The 21,848-nt window shown below is 27.2% G+C and carries 23 protein-coding genes; 15 read left to right on the top strand and 8 right to left on the bottom strand.

The window, feature by feature from the left end; genetic code table 11:
- The 8 genes from ACKU4C_RS09365 (at position 1) to recQ (ending at position 6,358) form a co-directional block, all read left to right on the top strand.
- Positions 1-732, top strand: a complete 732-nt coding sequence (locus tag ACKU4C_RS09365) for a ribonuclease Z (protein ID WP_321311608.1) — start codon at positions 1-3, stop codon at positions 730-732.
- A gap of 91 nt (positions 733-823) precedes the next feature.
- Positions 824-1,600, top strand: coding sequence for an inositol monophosphatase family protein (locus tag ACKU4C_RS09360; protein WP_321311607.1), 777 nt, complete (start codon positions 824-826; stop codon positions 1,598-1,600).
- A complete protein-coding gene (locus tag ACKU4C_RS09355) occupies positions 1,597-1,848 on the top strand; it encodes a SemiSWEET transporter (RefSeq protein WP_321311606.1) in 252 nt (83 codons plus the stop codon). Before ACKU4C_RS09360 ends, ACKU4C_RS09355 begins: the two co-directional genes overlap by 4 nt.
- 150 nt (positions 1,849-1,998) lie before the next feature.
- A complete protein-coding gene (locus tag ACKU4C_RS09350) occupies positions 1,999-2,550 on the top strand; it encodes a CD3072 family TudS-related putative desulfidase (RefSeq protein ID WP_321311605.1) in 552 nt (183 codons plus the stop codon).
- On the top strand, positions 2,547-3,272 hold the full coding sequence (locus ACKU4C_RS09345; protein ID WP_321311604.1) for a transporter substrate-binding domain-containing protein: 726 nt from the start codon (positions 2,547-2,549) through the stop codon (positions 3,270-3,272). Before ACKU4C_RS09350 ends, ACKU4C_RS09345 begins: the two co-directional genes overlap by 4 nt.
- Complete coding sequence (locus tag ACKU4C_RS09340; RefSeq protein WP_321311603.1) at positions 3,273-3,926, top strand: amino acid ABC transporter permease; 654 nt, start codon at positions 3,273-3,275, stop codon at positions 3,924-3,926.
- A gap of 54 nt (positions 3,927-3,980) precedes the next feature.
- The gene (locus ACKU4C_RS09335) at positions 3,981-4,238 is read left to right on the top strand and encodes a hypothetical protein (RefSeq protein WP_321311602.1); all 258 of its coding nucleotides are present in this window, start codon (positions 3,981-3,983) and stop codon (positions 4,236-4,238) included.
- A 14-nt stretch (positions 4,239-4,252) separates the two neighbouring features.
- Positions 4,253-6,358, top strand: coding sequence for a DNA helicase RecQ (gene recQ, locus ACKU4C_RS09330; RefSeq protein ID WP_321311601.1), 2,106 nt, complete (start codon positions 4,253-4,255; stop codon positions 6,356-6,358).
- An 8-nt stretch (positions 6,359-6,366) separates the two neighbouring features.
- Here recQ and ACKU4C_RS09325 read toward each other — a convergent pair whose 3' ends face one another.
- Entirely contained in the window at positions 6,367-6,924 is a 558-nt protein-coding gene (locus ACKU4C_RS09325; protein WP_321311600.1) for a hypothetical protein, read from the bottom strand.
- A 131-nt stretch (positions 6,925-7,055) separates the two neighbouring features.
- On the opposite strand from ACKU4C_RS09325, the gene ACKU4C_RS09320 reads away from it, so the two are divergent.
- Both ACKU4C_RS09320 and ACKU4C_RS09315 read left to right on the top strand, forming a co-directional pair.
- Entirely contained in the window at positions 7,056-7,991 is a 936-nt protein-coding gene (locus tag ACKU4C_RS09320; RefSeq protein ID WP_321311599.1) for a 2-dehydropantoate 2-reductase, read from the top strand.
- Between the two features lie 183 nt (positions 7,992-8,174).
- Entirely contained in the window at positions 8,175-10,436 is a 2,262-nt protein-coding gene (locus ACKU4C_RS09315) for a methyl-accepting chemotaxis protein (protein WP_321311598.1), read from the top strand.
- A 33-nt stretch (positions 10,437-10,469) separates the two neighbouring features.
- Here ACKU4C_RS09315 and ACKU4C_RS09310 read toward each other — a convergent pair whose 3' ends face one another.
- The 6 genes from ACKU4C_RS09310 to ACKU4C_RS09285 all read right to left on the bottom strand — a co-directional run bounded on the left by ACKU4C_RS09310 (position 10,470) and on the right by ACKU4C_RS09285 (position 17,015).
- Positions 10,470-11,042 carry a methyltransferase domain-containing protein gene (locus ACKU4C_RS09310; RefSeq protein ID WP_321311597.1) on the bottom strand — a complete coding sequence of 191 codons (573 nt, stop codon included), beginning with the start codon at positions 11,040-11,042 and terminating at the stop codon, positions 10,470-10,472.
- Positions 11,043-11,137: 95 nt separating this feature from the next.
- On the bottom strand, positions 11,138-12,421 hold the full coding sequence (locus ACKU4C_RS09305; protein ID WP_321311596.1) for an FCSD flavin-binding domain-containing protein: 1,284 nt from the start codon (positions 12,419-12,421) through the stop codon (positions 11,138-11,140).
- A gap of 12 nt (positions 12,422-12,433) precedes the next feature.
- A complete protein-coding gene (locus ACKU4C_RS09300; protein ID WP_321311595.1) occupies positions 12,434-12,730 on the bottom strand; it encodes a c-type cytochrome in 297 nt (98 codons plus the stop codon).
- A 141-nt stretch (positions 12,731-12,871) separates the two neighbouring features.
- A complete protein-coding gene (gene aat / locus ACKU4C_RS09295) occupies positions 12,872-13,531 on the bottom strand; it encodes a leucyl/phenylalanyl-tRNA--protein transferase (RefSeq protein ID WP_321311594.1) in 660 nt (219 codons plus the stop codon).
- Positions 13,532-13,544: 13 nt separating this feature from the next.
- On the bottom strand, positions 13,545-15,902 hold the full coding sequence (locus tag ACKU4C_RS09290) for a cache domain-containing protein (protein WP_321311593.1): 2,358 nt from the start codon (positions 15,900-15,902) through the stop codon (positions 13,545-13,547).
- Between the two features lie 255 nt (positions 15,903-16,157).
- On the bottom strand, positions 16,158-17,015 hold the full coding sequence (locus ACKU4C_RS09285) for an AraC family transcriptional regulator (protein ID WP_321311592.1): 858 nt from the start codon (positions 17,013-17,015) through the stop codon (positions 16,158-16,160).
- A gap of 110 nt (positions 17,016-17,125) precedes the next feature.
- Here ACKU4C_RS09285 and ACKU4C_RS09280 point away from each other — a divergent pair, with 110 nt between their 5' ends.
- The gene (locus ACKU4C_RS09280) at positions 17,126-18,250 is read left to right on the top strand and encodes a PLP-dependent aminotransferase family protein (protein ID WP_321311591.1); all 1,125 of its coding nucleotides are present in this window, start codon (positions 17,126-17,128) and stop codon (positions 18,248-18,250) included.
- A gap of 1 nt (position 18,251) precedes the next feature.
- Here ACKU4C_RS09280 and ACKU4C_RS09275 read toward each other — a convergent pair whose 3' ends face one another.
- Entirely contained in the window at positions 18,252-19,109 is an 858-nt protein-coding gene (locus ACKU4C_RS09275) for an ARMT1-like domain-containing protein (protein WP_321311590.1), read from the bottom strand.
- Positions 19,110-19,225: 116 nt separating this feature from the next.
- On the opposite strand from ACKU4C_RS09275, the gene ACKU4C_RS09270 reads away from it, so the two are divergent.
- From ACKU4C_RS09270 to ACKU4C_RS09255, 4 genes are all read left to right on the top strand, one after another.
- Positions 19,226-20,512, top strand: a complete 1,287-nt coding sequence (locus ACKU4C_RS09270) for an NCS2 family permease (RefSeq protein WP_407933734.1) — start codon at positions 19,226-19,228, stop codon at positions 20,510-20,512.
- 9 nt (positions 20,513-20,521) lie between these two features.
- Positions 20,522-20,968, top strand: a complete 447-nt coding sequence (locus ACKU4C_RS09265; protein ID WP_321311588.1) for a phosphoribosyltransferase family protein — start codon at positions 20,522-20,524, stop codon at positions 20,966-20,968.
- Positions 20,969-21,101: 133 nt separating this feature from the next.
- Positions 21,102-21,368: a hypothetical protein gene (locus ACKU4C_RS09260; protein WP_321311587.1), complete on the top strand. Its 267-nt coding sequence runs from the start codon at positions 21,102-21,104 to the stop codon at positions 21,366-21,368.
- A 91-nt stretch (positions 21,369-21,459) separates the two neighbouring features.
- Positions 21,460-21,846, top strand: coding sequence for a DUF423 domain-containing protein (locus tag ACKU4C_RS09255; protein WP_321311586.1), 387 nt, complete (start codon positions 21,460-21,462; stop codon positions 21,844-21,846).
- Positions 21,847-21,848 lie beyond the last annotated feature (2 nt).

Genomic DNA, 21,848 nt, shown 5'->3' with positions numbered 1-21,848 from the left:
ATGAAAATAAAAGTACTTGGAGTAGGAGATGCCTATTCAAAAGAAAATATTAACTCTTCTGTATTGGTTGAATCATCAGATTATAAAATATTAATTGATTGTGGACCAACTGTACCTTTTTCTTTGTGGAAGAGTATTGAAGATTGGGCAGATATTGATGCAATATATTTAACGCATACTCATCCTGACCATGTTTTAGGGCTTAGTATGTTGATAAATAGAATGGATACTTTAAATCGAAAAAAAAGCTTGAAGATTTTAAGTCATAAAGATAATCACAAAGTATTAAAAGATTTAATAGATTTTGGATTTTGGCCAAAAAAACAAACAAAAAATAGTTTTGTTGAATTAATTGAAGCCCAAGATGAAGGCTCTTTAGATCTATTTACTTATAAAATGGTTAAAACGGTACATTCTGTACCCAATAGAGGTATATATTTATCTGATGGAATAAATAGTTTTTTTATGACAGGAGATGGTGTCTTAAAAGGAGATAATACTAAGATGTTATCTAATACTACTTGTGCTTTACTAGAGTGTCAAAATTTAGATATTCCTGCACAAAAAGGACATAGTAATTTTGAGATATCAAAAGAGATATCTTTAAATAATAAAAATACTTTGTTTTATCTTTACCATATCCAAGATGATGCAAGGGAAGAGATAAAAAGAAAATGTTTAGAGGTTCCTAATCTTAGTGTTTTAGAACCTTCTCAATTGATTTTGTTATAGAAAATTAAATAGGTTTATATATAAATTATAAAACTTCATACTATGAGTAGAATTAAAATATCACATAGATTATAGCTACCAAGGAGTTATTTTGTTAGAAATATTAAAAAATATTGTTTTAGAAGCAGGTGAGCTTTTTAAAGAAGGCTATTATAATAATAAAAAAATAGAGTTTAAAGGTGCAAAAGATTTAGTAACAAACTATGATGTTGCAGTAGAAAATCTATTAATAGAGAAATTAACACAAAGTTTTGAAGGGTTTGATGTTATTGCAGAGGAATCAAAAAATAATTATGAGACATTTTATAATTCAATTATTATTGACCCTATTGATGGAACAACAAACTTTGTAAATAAAGTTCCCCATTGTGCAATTAGTGTCGGAATTTATAAAAATAAAAAACCATACTTAGCTGTTGTTTATAATCCAATTTTAGATGAACTATACAGTGCCCAAGTAGATAAAGGTGCATATTGTAATGGAAAGAGAATAAAAGTTAGTCAAGAGGAAGATTTACAGTTATCTTTAATAGCCACGGGTTTTCCTTATACAAGTGTAGAGAATAAAGAAGATTTAGATTTTGTTTTAAAAGCTTTAGAAAAAATTTTACCTAAGTGTCAAGATATTAGGAGATTAGGTAGTGCTTCTTTAGATATTTGTATGGTAGCAAAAGGAGTATTTGATGCTTATTATGAAATAAACACAAACCCTTGGGATGTGGCAGCTGGTATTATTATATTAAAAGAAGCTGGTGGATGTATATTTAACTCTTTAGGGGAAGAATATAATATGTTTGAAGACAAATGTATAGTTGCGACCAATGGTAAAATAGATAGTTTATTATATAAAGAGTTAAAAGATATATGACAGAGATTTTAGGTTTTATTGCTGCAATACTTACTACAACTGCTTTTATCCCACAAGTTATAAAAGTGTATAAGACAAATCATACTTCTGATTTGTCTTTATTAACATTTCTTATGTTTACAATTGGTGTATTTTGTTGGATTATTTATGGTTTGATTTTAAATAGTTATCCTTTAATAATTGCAAATATAATTACATTTTTATTAGCTTGTTATATACTTGTTAAAATATTTAAGAATATAAAATAGTAAATAAATTTTTACCATTTTATAAAATATTAAGAAAAAAATAACTAAAATTTTACATTCTAAAATTAAGCAAGTTCCAAGGTTTGGAACGACAAAATAGCCTTTCTTGTCATTTATTGCTTTTTAGGAAAACTTATATTTGAGGTTTTCATGAATCGAAGCAAAAAAATTATACTTTTAAGTCATTGTATACTTAATTCTAATGCAAAAGTTTATGCTTTAGCAAACTACAAAGGGTGTTTTGCAGAACTTATTACTCCATTATGTGACAAAGGTTACGGAATTTTGCAATTGCCTTGTCCTGAGATGTTAACTTGTGGAGTTAACCGATGGGGAATGGTAAAAGAACAATATGAAGCACCAATCTACAAAGAACAATACAAAAAAATGCTACTTCCTATTATAAATCAGATAATTGATTATAAAAATAATGGTTATGAGATAAAAGCTTGTATTGGTATAGATGGAAGCCCAAATTGTGGTATTAAAAAAACTTGTAGAGCAAATTGGAAAGGGGAGATTGATAAATCTTTTGATTTAGAAAAAAATTTAAACTCTTTACAAATGGTTAATGAAGCAGGTGTTTTTATGGAAGTATTTTTTGAATTACTTAAAAAGAATAATTTAGAGATATCATTTTTTGCTCTTAATGAAGAAAATCCAACAGCTTCAGTAGAGGCTATACTAAAGGAACTTTTATGAAAAAATTTTTTGCAGGATTATTGTTGACATTTGGTATTTTTGCAAATGCACAACAAGATGTTATTACTGTTGGTTTATGTGCAGCATATCCACCATTTGAATCAAGGGATGAAAAAAGTGGAGATATTGTTGGGTTTGATATTGATTTAGCAAATGAAATTGGTAAAATCATTGGTAAAAAAGTTGAGATAAAAGATGCAGAATGGCAAGCGCTACTTGGTGGATTGAAAAACAACAACTATGATATGATTTTAAGTGCTATGAGTAGACAAGAAGCTGGTCAAAACAATGTTAACCTATCTGATACTTATTATTTACTAAATGATGTTTTAGTTGTAAAAAAAGAGAATAATAAAATTAATTCACAAAAAGATCTAGCTAATAAAACTGTTGGTGTTCAACTTGGAAGTGGTAGTGAACAAGTTGTTGATAAACTTACAGGACTTGGAAAAGTTGCACGATACAACTATAATCCAGAAGCATTTTTAGATTTAAAACACAATCGTATTGATGCTGTTGTTGTTGGATATGCATATGCTTTAAATCAAAAAGAGTTTAATAAAGAGTATAAAATTGTTGATAAACTTGCCCCTGCCCAATTAGTAGTTGTTATGAAAAAAGGGAAAGATGATTTAACAAAACAAGTTAATGAAGCTTTAAAAACTTTAAAAGATAACGGTACTTACGATAAATTAATTAACAAATGGCTGGCAGTAAAATAAGTGAATTTTAGTGCTGTATTTGATAACTTGGGGTTTCTTTTAGAAGCCTCATGGCTTACTATTTATCTATCTTTTATATCATTTCTTATTGCACTATTTATTGGTGTAATAATTGGTACATTTAGAAGTTTAAAAAATAGTTGGTTTATAAATTCTCTAATAGGAACATATATTGAGATTTTTAGAGGTACACCACTTCTTATTCAACTTTTTTTTATATATTATGGTTTGCCACAAATAGGTATTGTAATGTCAAGTCATCAAGCTGCAATAATAGGCTTGTCTTTAAATTTTGGTGCATATATGGCAGAGATTGTAAGAGCTGGAATTCAAGCAATACCAAAAGGACAATACGAAGCTGCTGATTCTTTAGGATTAAATAAAATACAAATGTTTATCCATATTATTTATCCCCAAGCTTTTAAAATAGTTTTACCTCCACTTACAAATACTTATGCTTCAATTTTAAAAGATAGTTCTTTAGTTTCTGTTCTATCAATAACTGAATTAACAAGGGCAGGGCAACTTATATATGTGCGAACTTATGAACCTTTTGAAATATATTTAACTCTTGGAGTTTTTTATTTTGTTATGACTTATACTATTGCAATTTTTTCTAAATATTTAGAAAAGAAAGTTTCTAGACAAGACTAAAATTAATTTTTCTTCTAAATATACTATGTTAAAATAAATCATTAAAGGATTTATATGAAAAAAACTATTGTTGTTGGTGGGTTTTCTAAAGAACAAAGAGAAAAAGATTTAGAAAAAGTAAAAGCAAAATATGAAAAAAAAGGTTATAAGTTTTTAGAGTTTATAGAAAATGGTGCTTTAAAATCTGTAGCAGTTTTTGAAGTAGAAAAAGCTATTGTAAGAAAAGAACAATCTAAAAATTTAATTTTACTTGGAGTTCTATTTCTTGGCTTTGCAGCAATTTTATATATAAAAGCTACTTTAGCACAATAATGATATTATCTTAAATGAATAATAAATATAAAATATTAAAAGAGGTTTTTGGACATGATAACTTTAGAAGTTTCCAAGAATCAGTTGTAGACGCAATTTTAGATAAAAAAGATGTATTAACTATCCTTCCAACTGGTGGTGGGAAATCTTTATGTTATCAGTTGCCATCACTACTTTTAGATGGATTAACAGTTGTAATCTCTCCACTTATTGCACTAATGCAAGATCAAGTAAAAGCTTTAAATGACTTAAATATTAGTGCAGGAATGATTAGCTCTTTATCTTCCCAAGATGAAAACAACTTTACACTACAAAAGATTTTAAATAAACAATTAAAGTTTTTGTATGTAGCCCCTGAAAGGTTTACTTCAAATGAGTTTGTTGGAGTTTTACAAAGAATAGATATAAATTATTTTGTAATTGATGAAGCCCATTGTGTTAGTGGTTGGGGACATGAGTTTAGAGCAGAATATAGAAATCTTGATAGATTAAAAAGATTTTTCCCGAATACACCAATTGCTGCATTTACGGCAACTGCCACAAAAAAAGTTGAAGATGATATTGCTCAAAGTTTACATCTTAATAATCCCATGCATTTTAGGGCAAAAACAGTAAGAGATAATCTTGATATAAAAGTAGAACCAAGAATCTCAAATGGTAAAAATCAAATATTAAACTTCTTAAAATCACATAAAGGATTATGTGGAATAATTTATACCTTTACTAGAAAAGAAGCAGAATCCACAGCACAATTTTTATCACAAAATGGTTTTAGCGCAAAACCTTATCATGCAGGATTAAGTAATGAAATAAAAAATAGTGTTTTTAATGATTTTGTATATGAAAAAATTGATATTGTAGTTGCAACTATTGCATTTGGTATGGGAATTGATAAATCAAATATAAGATTCGTAATACACACTTCTTTACCTAAAACTTTAGAAAACTATTATCAAGAAATAGGAAGAGCAGGGCGAGATGGAGAGATGTCTTATGTATATCTTTTATATTCAAAAGCTGATGAGGTAAAAAGAAAAATTCAAATTGAGGATTCAATAGATAATTCATATAAGCAAGTTGGACTTGAAAAACTTGAGAAGATGTATCGATATTGTGTTAGTAATAATTGTAGGCATAAGCTTATTGCTGCTTATTTTGAAGATGAGATTGAAGATTGTAAAACTTTGTGTGATAATTGTACAAAAGGTGAAGTTGAACAAGTTGATGTAAGTGTTGATGCCCAAAAACTTTTATCAAGTATTTATAGAAGTGAACAAAGGTTTGGCTTAAATCATATAATTGATATTTTAAGGGGTTCAAAAAACAAAAAGCTTTTAGAATTTGGTCATGATAAACTTAGTGTTTATGGTTTAGGTGTTGAAAAAAGTAAAAATGAGTGGGTAGCTATTGCTGATAAACTTATAGATATACAAGCTTTAGTTTTAGGTGATTTCAGGGCTTTAAAGATAACAAATCTTGGGTTTAAAATCTTAAAAGGTCAAGAAAAACTGCTTATTGATTCTGATAAATTAGGTATTGCACAAAAAATTGAAGAGCAAGTAGAAGAGTTGAGTTTTGATGAACAATTATATGAAAAATTTAGAACTCTTAGAAAAGAGATGGCTTTAGAGTATGAAGTTCCCGCTTATGTTATATTTGGAGATAAAACATTAAAAGAGTTTACCATTAAACTACCAGTTACAAAAGAGCAAATGTTGGATATAAATGGAGTAGGGCTTGTAAAGTATGAAAAATATGGAGAGGCTTTTTTAGAACTTTCAAAGAGTATAAAAGAGGAGTTTGAAGAAGAGCTAGAGAATAGAACTCCACTTAAAAAGCTTACAAAAACATATCTAGAAACTTACGATTTAATCTGTAAAAATAAAAGTATAGAAGAGGTTTCACATATTAGAAATTTAAATATTTCTTCTGTTTTATCACATATTTCACTTTTAAGTGAACATAAAAAAATATCATATGAAAAAAAGAAAGAGTTATTAAAACCATATGCTCTTCCTGATAATATTAGATTTTGGATTGAAGATGGTTTGAGATTAGATTCTATAAAACAACTTAGACAATATTTATATTTATATGAGTATCTTGAAAAAGAGTTATAAAGAAGTTATTAAATAACTTCTTTATTTGTATGATTATTGATAAGATTAGTAATGTTTTCTATAAATTTATCATTTATTACCAAATTATAATGTTCGTATGTTCTTTGATAATTACTTTCGAAGTTATATTGCATCACTTTATTAAAAAAGTTATCTTTTAAAATATTTTCTTTTTTCATTTTTGCATAATATTTTGCTCCAAGTAAATCTTTGTCATTTTTAATAAAATCATCTAAAGCTAACAAAGAAGCATCAATTTTTATTAAATATTCTAATTGTTTATCAAGTTCTTTATTTGTTAAGTTTTCTTCAATAATTTTATATATATTAAACATTGCAATCTCTGGATTAACATACAATTTTAACTCTTCTAGTTTTTTAACAGTTTCTTCATTATCTAGTAAAGTTTCAAAAACAAAATTTCCTAACGATATTTGATAATATAATTCATACTTTGTAATTAAATCAATGATATTTTTTCTTTGAAAAAATTTTTCGTAAATAGAATCTTTTTTATAATAGTTTATAAAAGATTCATTATTTTTTGGATTGTTAAAATCTTTCATAAGCTTCCTTTCTTTTATAAATATTATAAATTATATCAAATAAAATTAGCAGTTGTCAATAGTGAGTGCTAAAACATTTCATTTTTTTCTAAGTTTACAATCTTATAATTTAATTTTTAAAAGGTTGAATAATGAAAATAATAATTTTAGGAACAGGTGGAATAGGCGCATTTTATGGTGCAAAATTAATTTTATCAGGTAATAGTGTAAAGTTTATTGCAAGAGGTGAGCACTTAAAAGTTCTAAAAGAAAGAGGTTTGAACTTAACACACAGTACATTTGCTTTTAATGAAAAGATTGATGTTTATAGTTTAGATGAAATTGATTCTAAGATAATTCAAGAAAGTGATGCAATTATATTTTCTACAAAATCAACTTCTACAAAAGAACTTGCTAAAAAGTTAAGTAATATTATTGATAAAAATATATCTTATCCATATTTAATCTCTTTGCAAAATGGTGTTGAAAATGAAGATATATTATGTGAATATTTTCAAAAAGAAAAAGTTATTGGAGGAATATCAAGAAAAATTGGTGCACATATTATTGAACCAGGAGTAATTGAATCAACAGGAGATGTTGAAACTATAATTGGTGCTATTAAAGAAAATGATCTAAATAGAACTTTTATGGAGAGTTTTAAAAATAGTTTAGTTAATGCTGACACAAAATGTGAAATTGTATCAGATATTAAAGTTGAATTATGGAAAAAACTTATTATAAATAATGGTGTTAATGCTATATGTGCTTTATTAAGAGTAAAAACTGGTATTGTTATGACAAATGAAAAATTATCTCAAATTGTTTATGGTTTGATGAAAGAGACTGCAATTGCAGCAAAAATTGATAATGTTGAAATATCAGAAAAAGATGTAGAACAAATGTTTGAATTAATTAAACATTTCGATTCAATAAAACCATCAATGCTTGTTGATGTTGAAAACGGCAGAACCATAGAGATTGATGAGATTTGTAATGTTGTAATTAAAAAATGTGAACAGCTTGATTATGATGCCTCATATACAAAAACAATATCTTATTTACTTGACTTTATCTATTACAATTAATAGATAATTTTATAAAATTTACTAACATTACTTATGATTTACTAAATTTATATTAGTAAAAAATTAACAAATTTTAATTAGATTGTGTGTTTGATATACTTCCTCATATAAAAGAAGTAAAAGTTATTATATCTATTTTTGCTATTTCTATATAATTTTGTAAACAAAAAAAAGGCTTTAATAATGCTAAATAAAATCTCAATAAAAGTAAAACTTTATATATTGGCAATTATGTCAATTTTTGGTTTAGGAGTACTAAGTGTACTTTTGTTTCAATCAATTTCTAATGTTCATACTCTAGGAAATGCAAAAGCATTAGTTGAAACTTTGAATTCTGATATGTTGATGTTAAGAAGAAATGAGAAAGATTTTCTGGCAAGAAAAGATTTAAAATATAAAGCTAGTTTCACAAAAAATACAGAGACATTAAAATCAAATATTAGAGAATTAGATCTATTATTAAAAGAATTAGATGTTGATAATTCAGATTTAATTAAATTTGATGAAATAATTGAAAAATATAAAAATGTATTTTTTTCACTTGTTTCTAAACAACAAGAGATTGGATTAAATCCAAAAGATGGTTTATATGGAAGTTTAAGAGAAGCTGTACATAAAGTACAAGATAGTGCAAAAAAATCCCATAATAATAAACTTTTAGCAATAGTATATGATTTAAGAAAACAAGAAAAAGATTTTATGTTAAGAAGAGATTTAAAATATGTAGATAAATTTTCAAAGATAATCAATGACCTATTAGCAATGGACAGTTTAGTTGCAGGAGATAGAAAGGACTTTTTAATAAGTTATAAAAATGATTTCTTGACATTGGTTGAGGCAGAGAAAGTTTTAGGTTTAGATAGTAAATCTGGAATTCAAGGTGAAATGAGAAAAACTATTCATCAAACTGAAATGTTATTAAAAAAGATGACAAAAGATGCATCACAATTTATAGAAGCTTCAATTAAACAAATTGAAACTACAGTTATCATTATTTCTATAGTAATTATTTTTATAATTTTAATTTTTTCTTTAGTTATAGCAAAAAATATTGCACAAAGATTAAAAGAGTTTCAAGGTGGTTTACTAAACTTTTTTAAATATTTAAATAGAGAAGTTAATGAAGTAAAATTACTTGATGCGGATTCTCATGATGAAGTTGGGATAATGGCAATAACTGTAAATGAAAACATTGATAAAATTAAACATATGATAGATGAAGATAGAAATACAATTGATAATACAATTGAAGTTTTATCAGAGTTTGAAAAAGGTGCATTTACAAAAAAAGTAACTGCTCACTGTACAAATCCATCTTTAAATGAGTTAACAAGTCTTATTAATCAAATGGGTACAAACCTTGAAAAAAACATTACTACTGTACTAGATATTTTAGAGCAATATTCAAATAGTAACTTTATGAACAAAGTTCCAACAGAAGGACTAAAAGAACATATTTTAGAACTTGCAGGTGGAGTTAACTCTTTAGGTAGTGCGATTACAAATATCTTAGTGGAAAATAAGAAAAGTGGTGTAACAATAAATGACTCAGCACATTCTTTACTAGAAAATATTAAAACTTTAAATACAAACTCAAATAAAGCAGCAGCAGCATTAGAAGAAACAGCAGCAGCATTAGAAGAGGTTACAAGTAATGTAACAGGAAATACTGATATGATTATTCAAATGTCAGGTTATGCAAATGAGTTAAATCATGCAGCAACACAAGGTAGTAATTTAGCAAATGAAACTACAAAAGCTATGGATGAGATTAATAATGAAGTAACAGCTATTAATGAAGCAATTACTGTAATTGACCAAATAGCATTTCAAACAAATATTTTATCACTAAATGCAGCAGTAGAAGCAGCAACAGCAGGTGAAGCTGGAAAAGGTTTTGCTGTAGTTGCTCAAGAGGTAAGAAACCTTGCAGCTAGGTCTGCTGAAGCAGCAAAAGAGATTAAAGATATAGTCACTGAAGCAACACAAAAAGCAAATAGCGGTAAAAATATTGCAGATACAATGATAACAGGATATGAGAGTTTAAATATTAATGTTTCAAAAACTTTAGAGTTAATTTCAAGTGTAGAAACAGCTAGTAAGGAGCAATTAACAGGAATAAAACAAATAAATGATGCAATTAACTCTTTAGACCAACAAACACAAGAAAATGCAGGAATTGCAAACGAAACACAAGAGATAGCAAATACTACTTCAACTATAGCAGATAAAATTATTGAAGAAGCAAATGAAAAAGAATTTGTAGGAAAAAATGATATAAAAGAGACTAAAAGAGTTTCAGATAAAAAATCTACAACAATTCATTTAAGTAAAAAAACAGAAGTACAAAGTAAATCACCAATAAAAAATGAAAATATAAAAAAAGATAATAATGTTGAAATTAAACCGATAAATGTTGATGATGATGAGTGGGAGAGTTTTTAGTTTTATTTAGATTAATATAAACTTTATATTAATCTAAAGTTTTTTTACAACAATTGATTGTTTTTTCATCCTATATAGTTCATTAGTTTCGTTAAAAAATTCATCATAATCTAAAATTTCAAAACCATCTGTAAAAAAACTTTTTAATTCATCTTTTTTTAGTAGATAATCAGGGTTTGAATCTTTTTTTTCATTATTTTCATCTTCCATATATGTTTCAATAATTATGATTCCATCTTTTTTTAAAGCTTTTTTGATTTTTTCAATTATATCTCTATCTAAAAAATTTGTTTTTGTAATTAGATTATAAAAATTTTCTTGAAAAGTATATTCATCTAAATCAACAAGTAAAGTGTTGATATTAGGATTTTCAAGTTTTGACAAATTTTCAAGAGCTACACTTGAAATATCTAAAGCATCAACTTTAAAGCCATTTCCTGCCATATAAATTGTATTTCTTCCTGATCCACATGCTACATCTAAAGCTTTCCCTTTTGATACTTTGTTTATATATTTTACAAGCTTTTCACATGGGTCTCTTTTTTCTAATAGTTTTGGTAACTCTTTATATTTGTTATCCCATTTTATTTTATCTTTTTGTGCCATGAATATCCATTTTGTTTTTTAGATTGTATCAAATTTATTTATATATTTTCTAAAGTTAGTTAGATGGGATATAAATCTATCCCATCTTATTTAAATTATTGAAAGATATCAGCAGTTTGATTTTTGTACCATCCTACAGCATATTCTGCTTCCGTTGCTCTAACTCCTTCATCAGCATTCATTGGACTTAGTCCTCCTGAACCAGCTACTTTTTCAATTATATCTTCTTTTGCTTCGTAAACTGCTGCTACAGAAATACCATAATTTGGAGCAACTAAACTGTAACAAGTGTTTGCTAATTTTGGAGGATTTACAACAGGTTTGTTTTTTAACATTCTACTTATTTGAAGTACTGCAATTTTTGCTTGTGAATTAGCAGAGAAACCAGACTTTGGCATACTAGTTGCTATTGCAGCATCACCAATAACATGTACATCTTTTACTATTTTTGATTCAAATGTTTTTTTGTTTACTGGACACCAGTCACCTTCAGTTAGACCTGAATCAAAGGCTAATTTTCCAGCTTTTTGTGATGGAATATAATTTAAAACATCAGCTTTTATAACTCCATCTTCTGTTGTTAATTCTTTTTTTATAGGATCAACGAAACTAACTGCTCCTCCAAACTCTGCACTTCTCCATTCAATCATATCTCCATAAAGCTTTTCCCATCCCTCTTGGAATAATCCTTGTTTAGAGAATTTGTTTTTTTGATCTAAAATTATGATTTTAGAGTTTGGCTTATTATTTTTAAGATAGTATGCAACTAAAGAGATTCTTTCATATGGTCCAGGGGGACATCTAAATGGATTGGCTGGTGCAACCATAACATATGTTCCACCATCTTTCATCCCTTCTAGTTGTTCTCTAAGTAGTTGAGTTTGTGCTCCTGCTTTATATGCATGTGGAGAATAGATCTCTGAACCTTCAACATAACCTTTTTCATATTTAAAATCAATTCCTGGAGAAACTATAGCTTTATGATATGGTATTATATCGCCATTTTCTAATATAACAGTATGATTTTCTCCATCAACTTTTGCAACTTTTTCATGGATTACAGTTATGTTATATTTTTTTTCTAAGGTTTTATAATCATGTTTAATATAGTCTAAATCATTTAATCCTGCAATAACAGTATTACCAAATGGACAAGTGTAATACTCTTTATTTTGTTCGATTAAAATAACTTCTGTTTCAGGTGAGTATCTTTTCATATATTTAGCAGCTGTTGCTCCACCAAATCCCCCACCAACTATAACAACTCTTTTTTTATCTTTTGGTAAAGTTGAAGTCATACTTGTAACACTTGAACATGCTGCAAATGACAATGCGAATGAGCTAGCAAGTAGTTTATTAAAATTTCTTCTATTCATCATAACATTATCCTTTTATCTTTTGATTTTTGAAAAATAGTAACTGATTTGTTCTAATTCAGCATCAGTGAAACCTTTTGCATGTTTTGGCATCATCGTACCTGGTCTTCTATCGTATTTGTAGTCTAGAAGAATATTATACATTGTGGTTTTTCCAAGTCCAGCAATTAGTGGTGTAATAGCAACTGATTTTCCATCTGTCCCATGACATGAGGCACATGAAAGGGACAACATACTTCCTTTAACAGGATCGTAGTCTATGGCATATGATAAGCTAATTGCACAAGCTAGTGCGATAAGTGTTTTCTTCATCTCTTTTCTCCTTGATTTTATCTATGCAATTGTGATAATGCAATAATAGATATTATTGAGTAATCTCTTAATTAAATATAAAAAATAATTATTAATATAATAGGAAAAATTGTTTTTTAAATGAAGATTTTAATAAAAGTATTACAGTAGTTTAAAGTATTCTTCTCTTGATATTTCTTTAGCCCCTAGACTTGCTAAGTGGTCATTATAGACTTGGCAGTCTATCATTTTTATTCCATTTTCTTTTGCTTGTTTACAAAGATGATAAAAAGCAACTTTTGATGCATCTTTTTCTTTTGCAAACATGCTTTCCCCACAAAAAATATCATTAATTAAAACTCCATATAAACCGCCCACTAATACATCATTTAAATAACACTCAATAGAGTAAGCATAACCTAGTTTAAAAAGATTTATATAGGCAAGTATGAAGTTTTCATCAATCCAAGTATCATCTTCATGTTTTCTTTTTATAGTTGAACAATTTCTTATAACCTCTTCAAAGTTTTCATTAGTTTTAACAATAAAACCTTTGTTGTTTATAGTTCTTCTTAGGCTTTTAGAAACTTTAAATTGATCTGGGAATAAGACCATTCTTTCTTGAGGACTAAACCAATGAATATGGTTATATTCATCAATAAACCAAGGAAAGATTCCATTTTTGTAAGCATTTATAAGTCTTTGAGGATGAAAGTCTCCACCAACTGCAACCAAATCATTATCCATCATTTCTAATGTAGGAAAAATAAAATTATTGTTGTCTAAGAGGTATATTTTATGAGTTGGGTCAAGTAGTTCCATGAAGGAAAGTTTACTAAACTTTTCCTTCAAATTTGTTCATATTTACATTTTCAACTATATCATTAGAAATTTGATTAGTTTCTTGTGATATATCATTTGTTTTATCTGCAACTGAAGCATTCTCTTGTGTAAATTTATCTAATTGGTTAATAGCATCACTAATTTGTGACATTGCAAGACTTTGTTCACTAGCTGCATTTGTAACATCATCAATTAGATCACTTGTATCTTGAATTTTTCCTTCAAGTTCAGTAAAGCCTTCGATCATTGAAGAACTTACATTTTTACCTTCATTAGCTTTAATTGTTGCATTTTCAACTAAATCTTTAATCTCTTTTGCTGCTTCAGCAGATCTAGCTGCAAGGTTTCTTACCTCTTGAGCAACTACAGCAAAACCTTTTCCAGCTTCACCTGCTGTTGCTGCTTCTACTGCTGCATTTAATGAAAGAATATTTGTTTGAAAAGCTATTTGGTCAATTACAGTAATGGCTTCATTTATATTCATAACTGTCTCATTTATCTCATCCATAGATTTTGCAGTACCGGAAGCTAACTCTTTACCTTTATTTGCAGAAGCCTTTGTATCTTTTGAAATTTTTAACATCTCTTGGGCTTTTCCATTTGTTTGTTGAATATTTCCAGTTATCTCTTCTATTGAAGCTGCAGTTTCCTCTAATGATGCTGCTTGTGAAGTTGCATTATCACTTAATGTTTTTACATTAGAGCTTAATTCCTGTGATTTATCTCTTAGAAGTAAACCATCTTCTTGATTATCTTGAAGAATTTTTGTAATCATTTTATGCATATTAATAATACTATTACCAATTTTGCCACTTGAGTTTGAATCTAATTTTTTCGTAAAGTCTCTATTTGCATACTCTTCTAAAACTTCAGTTAATGCATTGATATTATTTCCTACAAGTGATTGAAGGTTTTGTAACATATCATTAAGAAGAGTTTTTAACTCTTCTAATGATTCATTATTTGTAGAACCAGCAATTTTTTTATCTAAATAACCTTCTCCTACATTTGTCACTATACCTTTTACTTCATGAATTAGCATATTATCTTGTTCAATAATATCTTTAGACTTTTGAATATTTTGGTTGATAAGTGCTGACATTTTTCCAATCTCATCATTTGCTTCTATTTTAATTTCATTAATATCATTTTGCTCTTTATTTACATATTTAAAGAAATTTAGAAGGCCATCTTGAAAGTTTAATAGTGGTGTAAAAAGAATTTTTTTCATGAAGAATATTATTCCTAAAGATATTAATATAAGTAAAACTAAAATCATTATTATATTGGTAACTATAACACTTTCCATATTTTCATGAGTTCTTGCATCCATCTCTGCTATTGAATCTTGTATGTCAGTAACATATGCTCCAGTACCAATAATCATATCCCAAGGTTCAAATTTTTTAACATATGAGAACTTTTCAAAATCTCCTTTTTTACCAGGAATTGTCCAGTAATATTTAACTATACCACCTTCTTTTTTTTCATTTGCAGTTTTAACAATTTCTCTATATAAATATTTACCTTTTGAGTCTTTTAAATCATATAAATGTTCTCCTACAAGGGAATCTTTTGCACCATGTGCTAGAACAACATGTTTTGAATCATTTATCCAAAAATATCCAGTTTTCCCATATTTCATATTCGCAACTGCTTTTAATGCTTCATTTTTCATTTTTTCTGAAATATCATCAATATATGCACCTGTACCTATAATCCAGTTATATGGTTTAAAAACTTTTAGAATAGATGTTTTAAATACAGTTTTTTTAGAACTCGGATTATAGAAAGAATACTCAATATAACCTACATCTTTACCTGTTTTCTTTAATTCATCTACTCCTAATTGAATAAAGGGTACCTTTGGAGTATTTTTAAAATATTTACCTGTTAATTCTCTTTTTATTGGATGCATAACCATCTTATAATTAAAATCATTAATCCAAAAATAACCAGACTTCCCATACCTAGTTGATGCAATTATAGATTCTATTCTATTTTTTAGTTCATTCTCAGATAAAACATTTTTGTTTTTTTCATATTCAGCATTTATAATTGAAAATAGAAAATTAGACTGCTCTTCTATATAATTCTTAACTTCAATTTTGATTTTTTCTTTTGAAGTTCTTTCATAATATGACTCTACAGTTTTAAAAGCTAAGGATACATAATTCTCTAGTTCTTTCTCTTTTGCTTTATATGCAGTTTTCTCACTATCATCTAAAATTAAATCAACTTCACTATTTATAGTTGAAGTCATTTCAACTAACATAGTCAGTCCAATTAGAACAATTAGTCCTATAACAGTTGACAATAATTTTGCCTTTATAGATAAATTTTTAAACATGGTGACCCCTTTTTTGTAACATTTGTCACAATATATAAGTGTATTTTATAATAAGTAAATTAAATCCAACATAAAATAAAAAAATTATTTTTAATAAAAATTTTATAAATAATAAAAAAACTTATCTTTATTTAAATGATTATAAAGCCCAATAATAAGGCTATTTAAATGCTAATGATAATAGTTATTGATATGATATAGTGGTTATTATTATATATAAAAATAATCTTTTTATAATGTTATATATTATAAAGTTTAATAAGCAGTACGTATTGGTATAAAAAAATCTAATTCAAAATTTTTTTGTTCAGTTGTAAAATAGTTTTTATAATAAATAGCATAAGCAGGTATAGTTTTGGCTTCATATCCAGAGTTCGGTAACCAGTAATGATATACATATCTAAGTAGGTTTAATACATCTCCATAAACTCCTTTTAAATAAAACACTGCACATAAAGATTCAGGAATATCAAAAGTGCTAATTTTATTAAAATTCTTTTCAACACTAATACAAGCAACATAAGAACAATTCTCTAAGGGGGTTATAACTGGGTTATCATGAAACAATGCAATCTCTTGGTATTCTTTTAGATGATTTTCATAGGCAATAGCTTCTAATTTTTCCCAACTCTTTTTAATTGATTTGTTATATCCTTTGTGTCTTATATATGCACAATGTATTTGTTTACATACCTTTATTTCAGGTTCAATATATACAAAATCTTTTTTTGAAGTAAATTCTTGTAGCAATTTTTTTGAATATTTTTTATAACTACCATTTCTCCATTGAGTTGGGGTATAAATATATCTGGATTTAAAAGCTTTTATAAAAGAAGAGTGTGAAATATATCCACATTGGTTCGCAATTTCACTAATAGTAGAATGGGTATTTGTAATTAAAAGATTAGCAGCTTTTTTTAATCTTTCATCAGCAATTATTTCAAATAATGTTTTTCCTGTTTCCTCTTTTATAATACGATGATAGTGGTATTTACTTAAATGATTTATTTTTGCTAATTCATCTAGTGTAACTTTATATTCCAAGTTTTTATATATATAATAAAAAGTTCTATTAACTACATCATTTCTAAAATGTTTTGTTCCCTTTTTCATAAGTAGATTATATCAAAAATAGCAATATAAGACAAATATTTTGAAATTTGAGATAAAGATTTAATTTTTTTATTTCAATATAATATTAAAATTTTTTAAGGGACAGTACAATGAAAAAAGTTGAGAGATCTTATATAAGACAGATATTAGATGCAATAAATGAAAAAACAATCTCTTTTGCAGGTGGTTTGCCAAATGAAAATCTATTTCCTATTGAGAATTTAAAAGTAGCTACAAATAAAGTATTAGAAAATAGATTATGTTTACAATACTCAAAATCTCAAGGAGTCGAAGATTTAAGAGAAAAAATTGCACAAATTTATACTGAAAAGTTTGAGTTTCCAACAAATAAAGATGAAATATTGATAACAACAGGTAGTCAACAAGCCTTTGATATTATTGCTAAATCATTTTTAAATAAAGAATTGTATGTTCAACGACCTACATATATTGGAGCTTTAAGTGCTTATAAGGTATTAGATTTGGAAATTAAATCATTTGAGGATTTGGATGATTTAGAAAATAGATTAAATCCTTCAAATGGACTTTATGCAATGACTGATTTTACAAATCCAACAGGAAGAGTTGTTGATAATAAAAGAAGAGAAGAAGTAGCAAAAATCTTGAATAAAAAACAATGCTACTTTATAGAAGATGGTGCTTATTCATTAATTGATTTTAATGGTGAAATTAGAAAACCAATTAGTGCTTTATATGAAAAGAGTTTCCATTTAGGTTCTTTTTCTAAAATAGTTGCACCTGGATTTAGAGTAGGTTGGATTAGAGCAAAAAAAGAGATGATTGAACAAATGATGGTATGTAAAGAAGCAATAGATTTACACACTTCTACATTTAATCAAATGATATTAAATGAATATATGCAACAGTTTGATGTATTTGAACATATCAAACTTGTAAGAGCAGAATATGAATCAAAAATGAATTATATGGCTGATTGTTTTGAGAAATATATTCCTAGTTTTAAATTTGAAAGACCAAAAGGTGGTATGTTTATTTACGGTTCATTTGAGGAAGATTCTTTTGAATTAGCTAAAAAAGCATTAGAACAAGATGTAGCTTTTGTACCTGCAAAAGTTTTCTTTCATGATAATAGAGACTCAAATGAAGCAAGATTTAATTTTACTAATTCAACTTTTGAACAAATAGAAAAAGGGGTTCAAAAATTAGCTAAATTACTTTCTCCAAATGATAATTTAGATAAGAAGATAGCGTAAGCTATCCTCTTTTGAGTACTATCTCTCCAAGATTTCTTGAAATAGTATTTGCTACAACCTCACATTTTACTTTAAATAAAAAGAATATTTTTTTGTCATGATAATTTTCTAAACATTCAAAGTTTCCCATCCCTTTGGACAATACAAGGGGTGTTTTATCAAACAATTCTAAAAAATCTCTTGAAGCTTGTTTTTTCTCTAAACCAGGAGTATCAACACCTGTGCTTATTACATTGCAGTATTTATCAATACCTATTTGTAATGCTTCTTTTGTAGTTATATCATTTATTATTGGTTTTTCCCTTGTTGCATAATAAATTGTAAGTTTTGGATAAATATTTTTTATAGTTTTGATTAAAATTTTATCAAATACATTTTCACCAGCATTATCTGAAAGTATTATTAGTGAATTTGTTTCTTCAAGTTCTTTTTTGAAAACTTCATAATCATTTATAGCAAATTCTGTTTCAAAGATAGAGTTTATCTCATCATCCAAACTAAACTCTTCCTTTGTAGAAAAATCTATAACATTACCTGCAACGGCAGCTTTGATTGCAGTAAAAAGTTTATCTTCACTATTTTTTATTTTCTCTTCAATAAAGGGAACATAACTTATAGCTTTTTGTATAGATTTTTGTTTAATCTTTTCAAGAGGGTCATCTAAATTTGTTCTTTTTGCTAAATACTGATACACATCTTTAGCAACAAATGGTGGAGTATCTTCAAAAGAGAAGTTTTCAGCTCTTTTTTTAACTTCTTTCATAATTGATTTTGAAAGCTCTTCATCTAGATTTAAAACCTTTGTTGCTTTTTCTATTTGGTATATTATGCACTTGACACATTCATTTGTAATATTCATAAGTAAGTTGCTCTTTTTGTTTATATAAGTTATATATTTTATACACTTTTTTAGTATAAATAAACCTTAGATTAAGTACAATTATCTCTTAATATCGAAAAATGAAGGACAAGATTATGTTTAAACTAAAAGAACATAACACAAGTGTAGGTACCGAGCTTAGTGCAGGGTTTACTACCTTTTTAACAATGATGTATATTGTTCCTGTAAATGGATTTATTCTTGCAGATGCAGGATTACCAATGGATGCAGTTGTTACAGCAACTGCTTTAATCACTATTCTTGCAACACTATTTAGTGGTTTATGGGCAAATACTCCAATTGCAATGTCAGTAGGTATGGGACTAAATGCATATTTCTCATATGGATTAGTACTTGGTATGAAAATACCTTGGCAAACTGCATTAGGTATAGTATTCTTATCTGGTATATTGTTTATGATTTTATCTTTTACCAACTTTAGGGTTTGGATTATGACTTCAATTCCTATGAATTTAAGAAGAGCTATTAGTGCTGGTATTGGTTCATTTATTGCATTTATTGGTTTAAAGCAAATGGGTATGATTGTTGATAATCCAGCTACTCTTGTTTCACTTGGAGATTTTTCAAATCCAACTGTTCTTTTAGGTGTTTTAGGACTTGTTCTTTCATTCACTTTATATGCATATAGAGTTAGAGGGGCATTTATTTTAGCTATAGCTATTACTTCGATTGTTGGTTGGAGTTTTGGATTAGGTAAACTTCCTGAAGGTGTAGTTTCTGCTCCTGCATCAATTAGCCCAATTATTTTTGAACTTGATATTGCAAGTGCATTGACACTATCTTTATTGCCTGTTATTATTACATTTTTAATTACAGATATGTTTGATACCTTAGGAACATTAACTGGTGTTGGAACAAGAGCAAATCTATTTCAAGAGAATAATAAAGATGATAAGTCTTTACAAAGAACTTTAGAAGCAGATGCTATTGCAACAACAGCAGGTTCTTTACTTGGAGTATCAACAACAACAGCATTTATTGAGAGTGCAAGTGGTGTAGAAGAGGGTGGAAGAACAGGTTTAACAGCAGTATTTACTGCAATGTTTTTCGTAACAACATTATTTTTATTGCCATTATTTAAAGCAATACCTGGAAATGCAATCTATCCAGTATTAGTGGTAGTTGGAGTATTGATGTTTACAGAATTAGGTAAAATAAACTTTGAAGATTCAGATTTAGCAACAAGTGCAGGTGCTTTTTTAATTGTAATTTTAATGCCTTTGACTTTTTCTATTACAAATGGTATAGCAGCAGGGTTTCTTATCTTTACTATTATCAAGTTCGCTAAAAAACAAACTTCAGATTTAAATCTTGGAATTTTTGTTATTACATTTATAAGTGCATTAGCATTTATTTTATAAGGAAGTTAATTGGAAAAATATTATTATGGTTACGACGAGTTTGCAAAAGATACTCAAGTTTTAGTTGATAAGTGTAGGGATTATGAACCAGATATTTTATTAGCAATAGCAAGGGGAGGATTAACTCTTGCTCATTTGATGTCTCAGGCTTTGGATATGAGAAACTTATATTCATTAAATTCTATTCATTATGAGGGAGAATTAAAACTAAATAGTTTTAATATTTTTAATATACCTGATGTTTCCCATGCAAAAAGAGTTTTATTAATTGATGATATTGTTGACTCTGGAGAAACTATGGAAGAGATTTTAAAAATCTTAGCAGAAAAATTTCCTAATGTAGAATTTAAACTTGCTACAATATTTTATAAAAAGACTGCATGTTTACAACCTGATTTTGCAGTGAAAGAAGCTAAAGGTTGGATCGATTTCTTCTGGGAAGTTGATGTAAAATAGAAAATAGGTTTAACCTATTTTCTACTAATTATCTATAAAATATGTATTTTATACATATTTGCTACTGTTTTTTTAAAAATCCAAGTAAATATATTGTATAATATTCCAATCTTAATTATATATGGACAAAAATATGACATTTATAGAATTTAAAAAATTATTACTTGATGCTGAATTAACAATTCCTAAATTTACTGCTTTAATAAAAGTTAGTGAAAAAAATATCCAAGCATATAAGAAAAAAGAAGAGGTTCCTAATGCTATCGCAGCTGTTGCAGCCTGTTTTGCTAAGATGAATCAAGAGGGTATGGATTTTAGAGAATTAATGGATGAGTTAGATTTAAAGAAGAAAGAAAAAAAAGGTGCAGGTTTTTCTTCTAAGAAGAAAGAAAAAAAATAACAATAGCTTTTATAAAAAATTTTATAAAAGAACTTAAATAAATTTTCAACAAATTTTTTGATATACTTCCAAAAAAATTTAGGAAGTATAAATGACAAATAATAAAAAAGTAAATCAATTTTTAACAATAGCTTCAATAATGATGGCTTTGGCAATAGCTATAGGTGCTTTTGGAGCGCATGGTTTAAAATCAATTGTAAGCTCTCAAATGCTTGTTGTATATCATACAGGTGTAGAATATCAATTTTATAATACATTAGGACTTTTTGCAGTCTCTTTTGTAATCTATTTAAAGCCTGAGTCAAAGAAAGCTATAGTTGCAGCTTGGTTGATTTTAATTGGTATGATAATCTTCTCATTTTCATTATATCTTTTAGTTATTTTAAATATTCCTGTATTAGGTGCTATTACTCCAATAGGTGGAACTTTAATGATTATTGGATGGCTTACTTTGACTTATTCAATTTTAAAAGGATAACT

Origin of the sequence: Halarcobacter sp. (assembly GCF_963676935.1) — a bacterium.
GTDB lineage: Bacteria > Campylobacterota > Campylobacteria > Campylobacterales > Arcobacteraceae > Halarcobacter.
The sequence above is the reverse complement of the archived record's forward strand: the minus strand, read 5'-3'. Positions and strand labels throughout refer to the sequence as shown.

Coding starts and splice junctions, on each gene's coding strand:
- ACKU4C_RS09365 (WP_321311608.1), top strand. CDS start 1: ATGAAAATAAAAGTACTTGGAGTAGGAGATGCCTATTCAAAAGAAAAT.
- ACKU4C_RS09355 (WP_321311606.1), top strand. CDS start 1,597: ATGACAGAGATTTTAGGTTTTATTGCTGCAATACTTACTACAACTGCT.
- ACKU4C_RS09350 (WP_321311605.1), top strand. CDS start 1,999: ATGAATCGAAGCAAAAAAATTATACTTTTAAGTCATTGTATACTTAAT.
- ACKU4C_RS09345 (WP_321311604.1), top strand. CDS start 2,547: ATGAAAAAATTTTTTGCAGGATTATTGTTGACATTTGGTATTTTTGCA.
- ACKU4C_RS09335 (WP_321311602.1), top strand. CDS start 3,981: ATGAAAAAAACTATTGTTGTTGGTGGGTTTTCTAAAGAACAAAGAGAA.
- recQ (WP_321311601.1), top strand. CDS start 4,253: ATGAATAATAAATATAAAATATTAAAAGAGGTTTTTGGACATGATAAC.
- ACKU4C_RS09325 (WP_321311600.1), bottom strand. CDS start 6,924: ATGAAAGATTTTAACAATCCAAAAAATAATGAATCTTTTATAAACTAT.
- ACKU4C_RS09320 (WP_321311599.1), top strand. CDS start 7,056: ATGAAAATAATAATTTTAGGAACAGGTGGAATAGGCGCATTTTATGGT.
- ACKU4C_RS09315 (WP_321311598.1), top strand. CDS start 8,175: ATGCTAAATAAAATCTCAATAAAAGTAAAACTTTATATATTGGCAATT.
- ACKU4C_RS09310 (WP_321311597.1), bottom strand. CDS start 11,042: ATGGCACAAAAAGATAAAATAAAATGGGATAACAAATATAAAGAGTTA.
- ACKU4C_RS09305 (WP_321311596.1), bottom strand. CDS start 12,421: ATGATGAATAGAAGAAATTTTAATAAACTACTTGCTAGCTCATTCGCA.
- ACKU4C_RS09300 (WP_321311595.1), bottom strand. CDS start 12,730: ATGAAGAAAACACTTATCGCACTAGCTTGTGCAATTAGCTTATCATAT.
- aat (WP_321311594.1), bottom strand. CDS start 13,531: ATGGAACTACTTGACCCAACTCATAAAATATACCTCTTAGACAACAAT.
- ACKU4C_RS09290 (WP_321311593.1), bottom strand. CDS start 15,902: ATGTTTAAAAATTTATCTATAAAGGCAAAATTATTGTCAACTGTTATA.
- ACKU4C_RS09285 (WP_321311592.1), bottom strand. CDS start 17,015: ATGAAAAAGGGAACAAAACATTTTAGAAATGATGTAGTTAATAGAACT.
- ACKU4C_RS09280 (WP_321311591.1), top strand. CDS start 17,126: ATGAAAAAAGTTGAGAGATCTTATATAAGACAGATATTAGATGCAATA.
- ACKU4C_RS09275 (WP_321311590.1), bottom strand. CDS start 19,109: ATGAATATTACAAATGAATGTGTCAAGTGCATAATATACCAAATAGAA.
- ACKU4C_RS09270 (WP_407933734.1), top strand. CDS start 19,226: ATGTTTAAACTAAAAGAACATAACACAAGTGTAGGTACCGAGCTTAGT.
- ACKU4C_RS09260 (WP_321311587.1), top strand. CDS start 21,102: ATGACATTTATAGAATTTAAAAAATTATTACTTGATGCTGAATTAACA.
- ACKU4C_RS09255 (WP_321311586.1), top strand. CDS start 21,460: ATGACAAATAATAAAAAAGTAAATCAATTTTTAACAATAGCTTCAATA.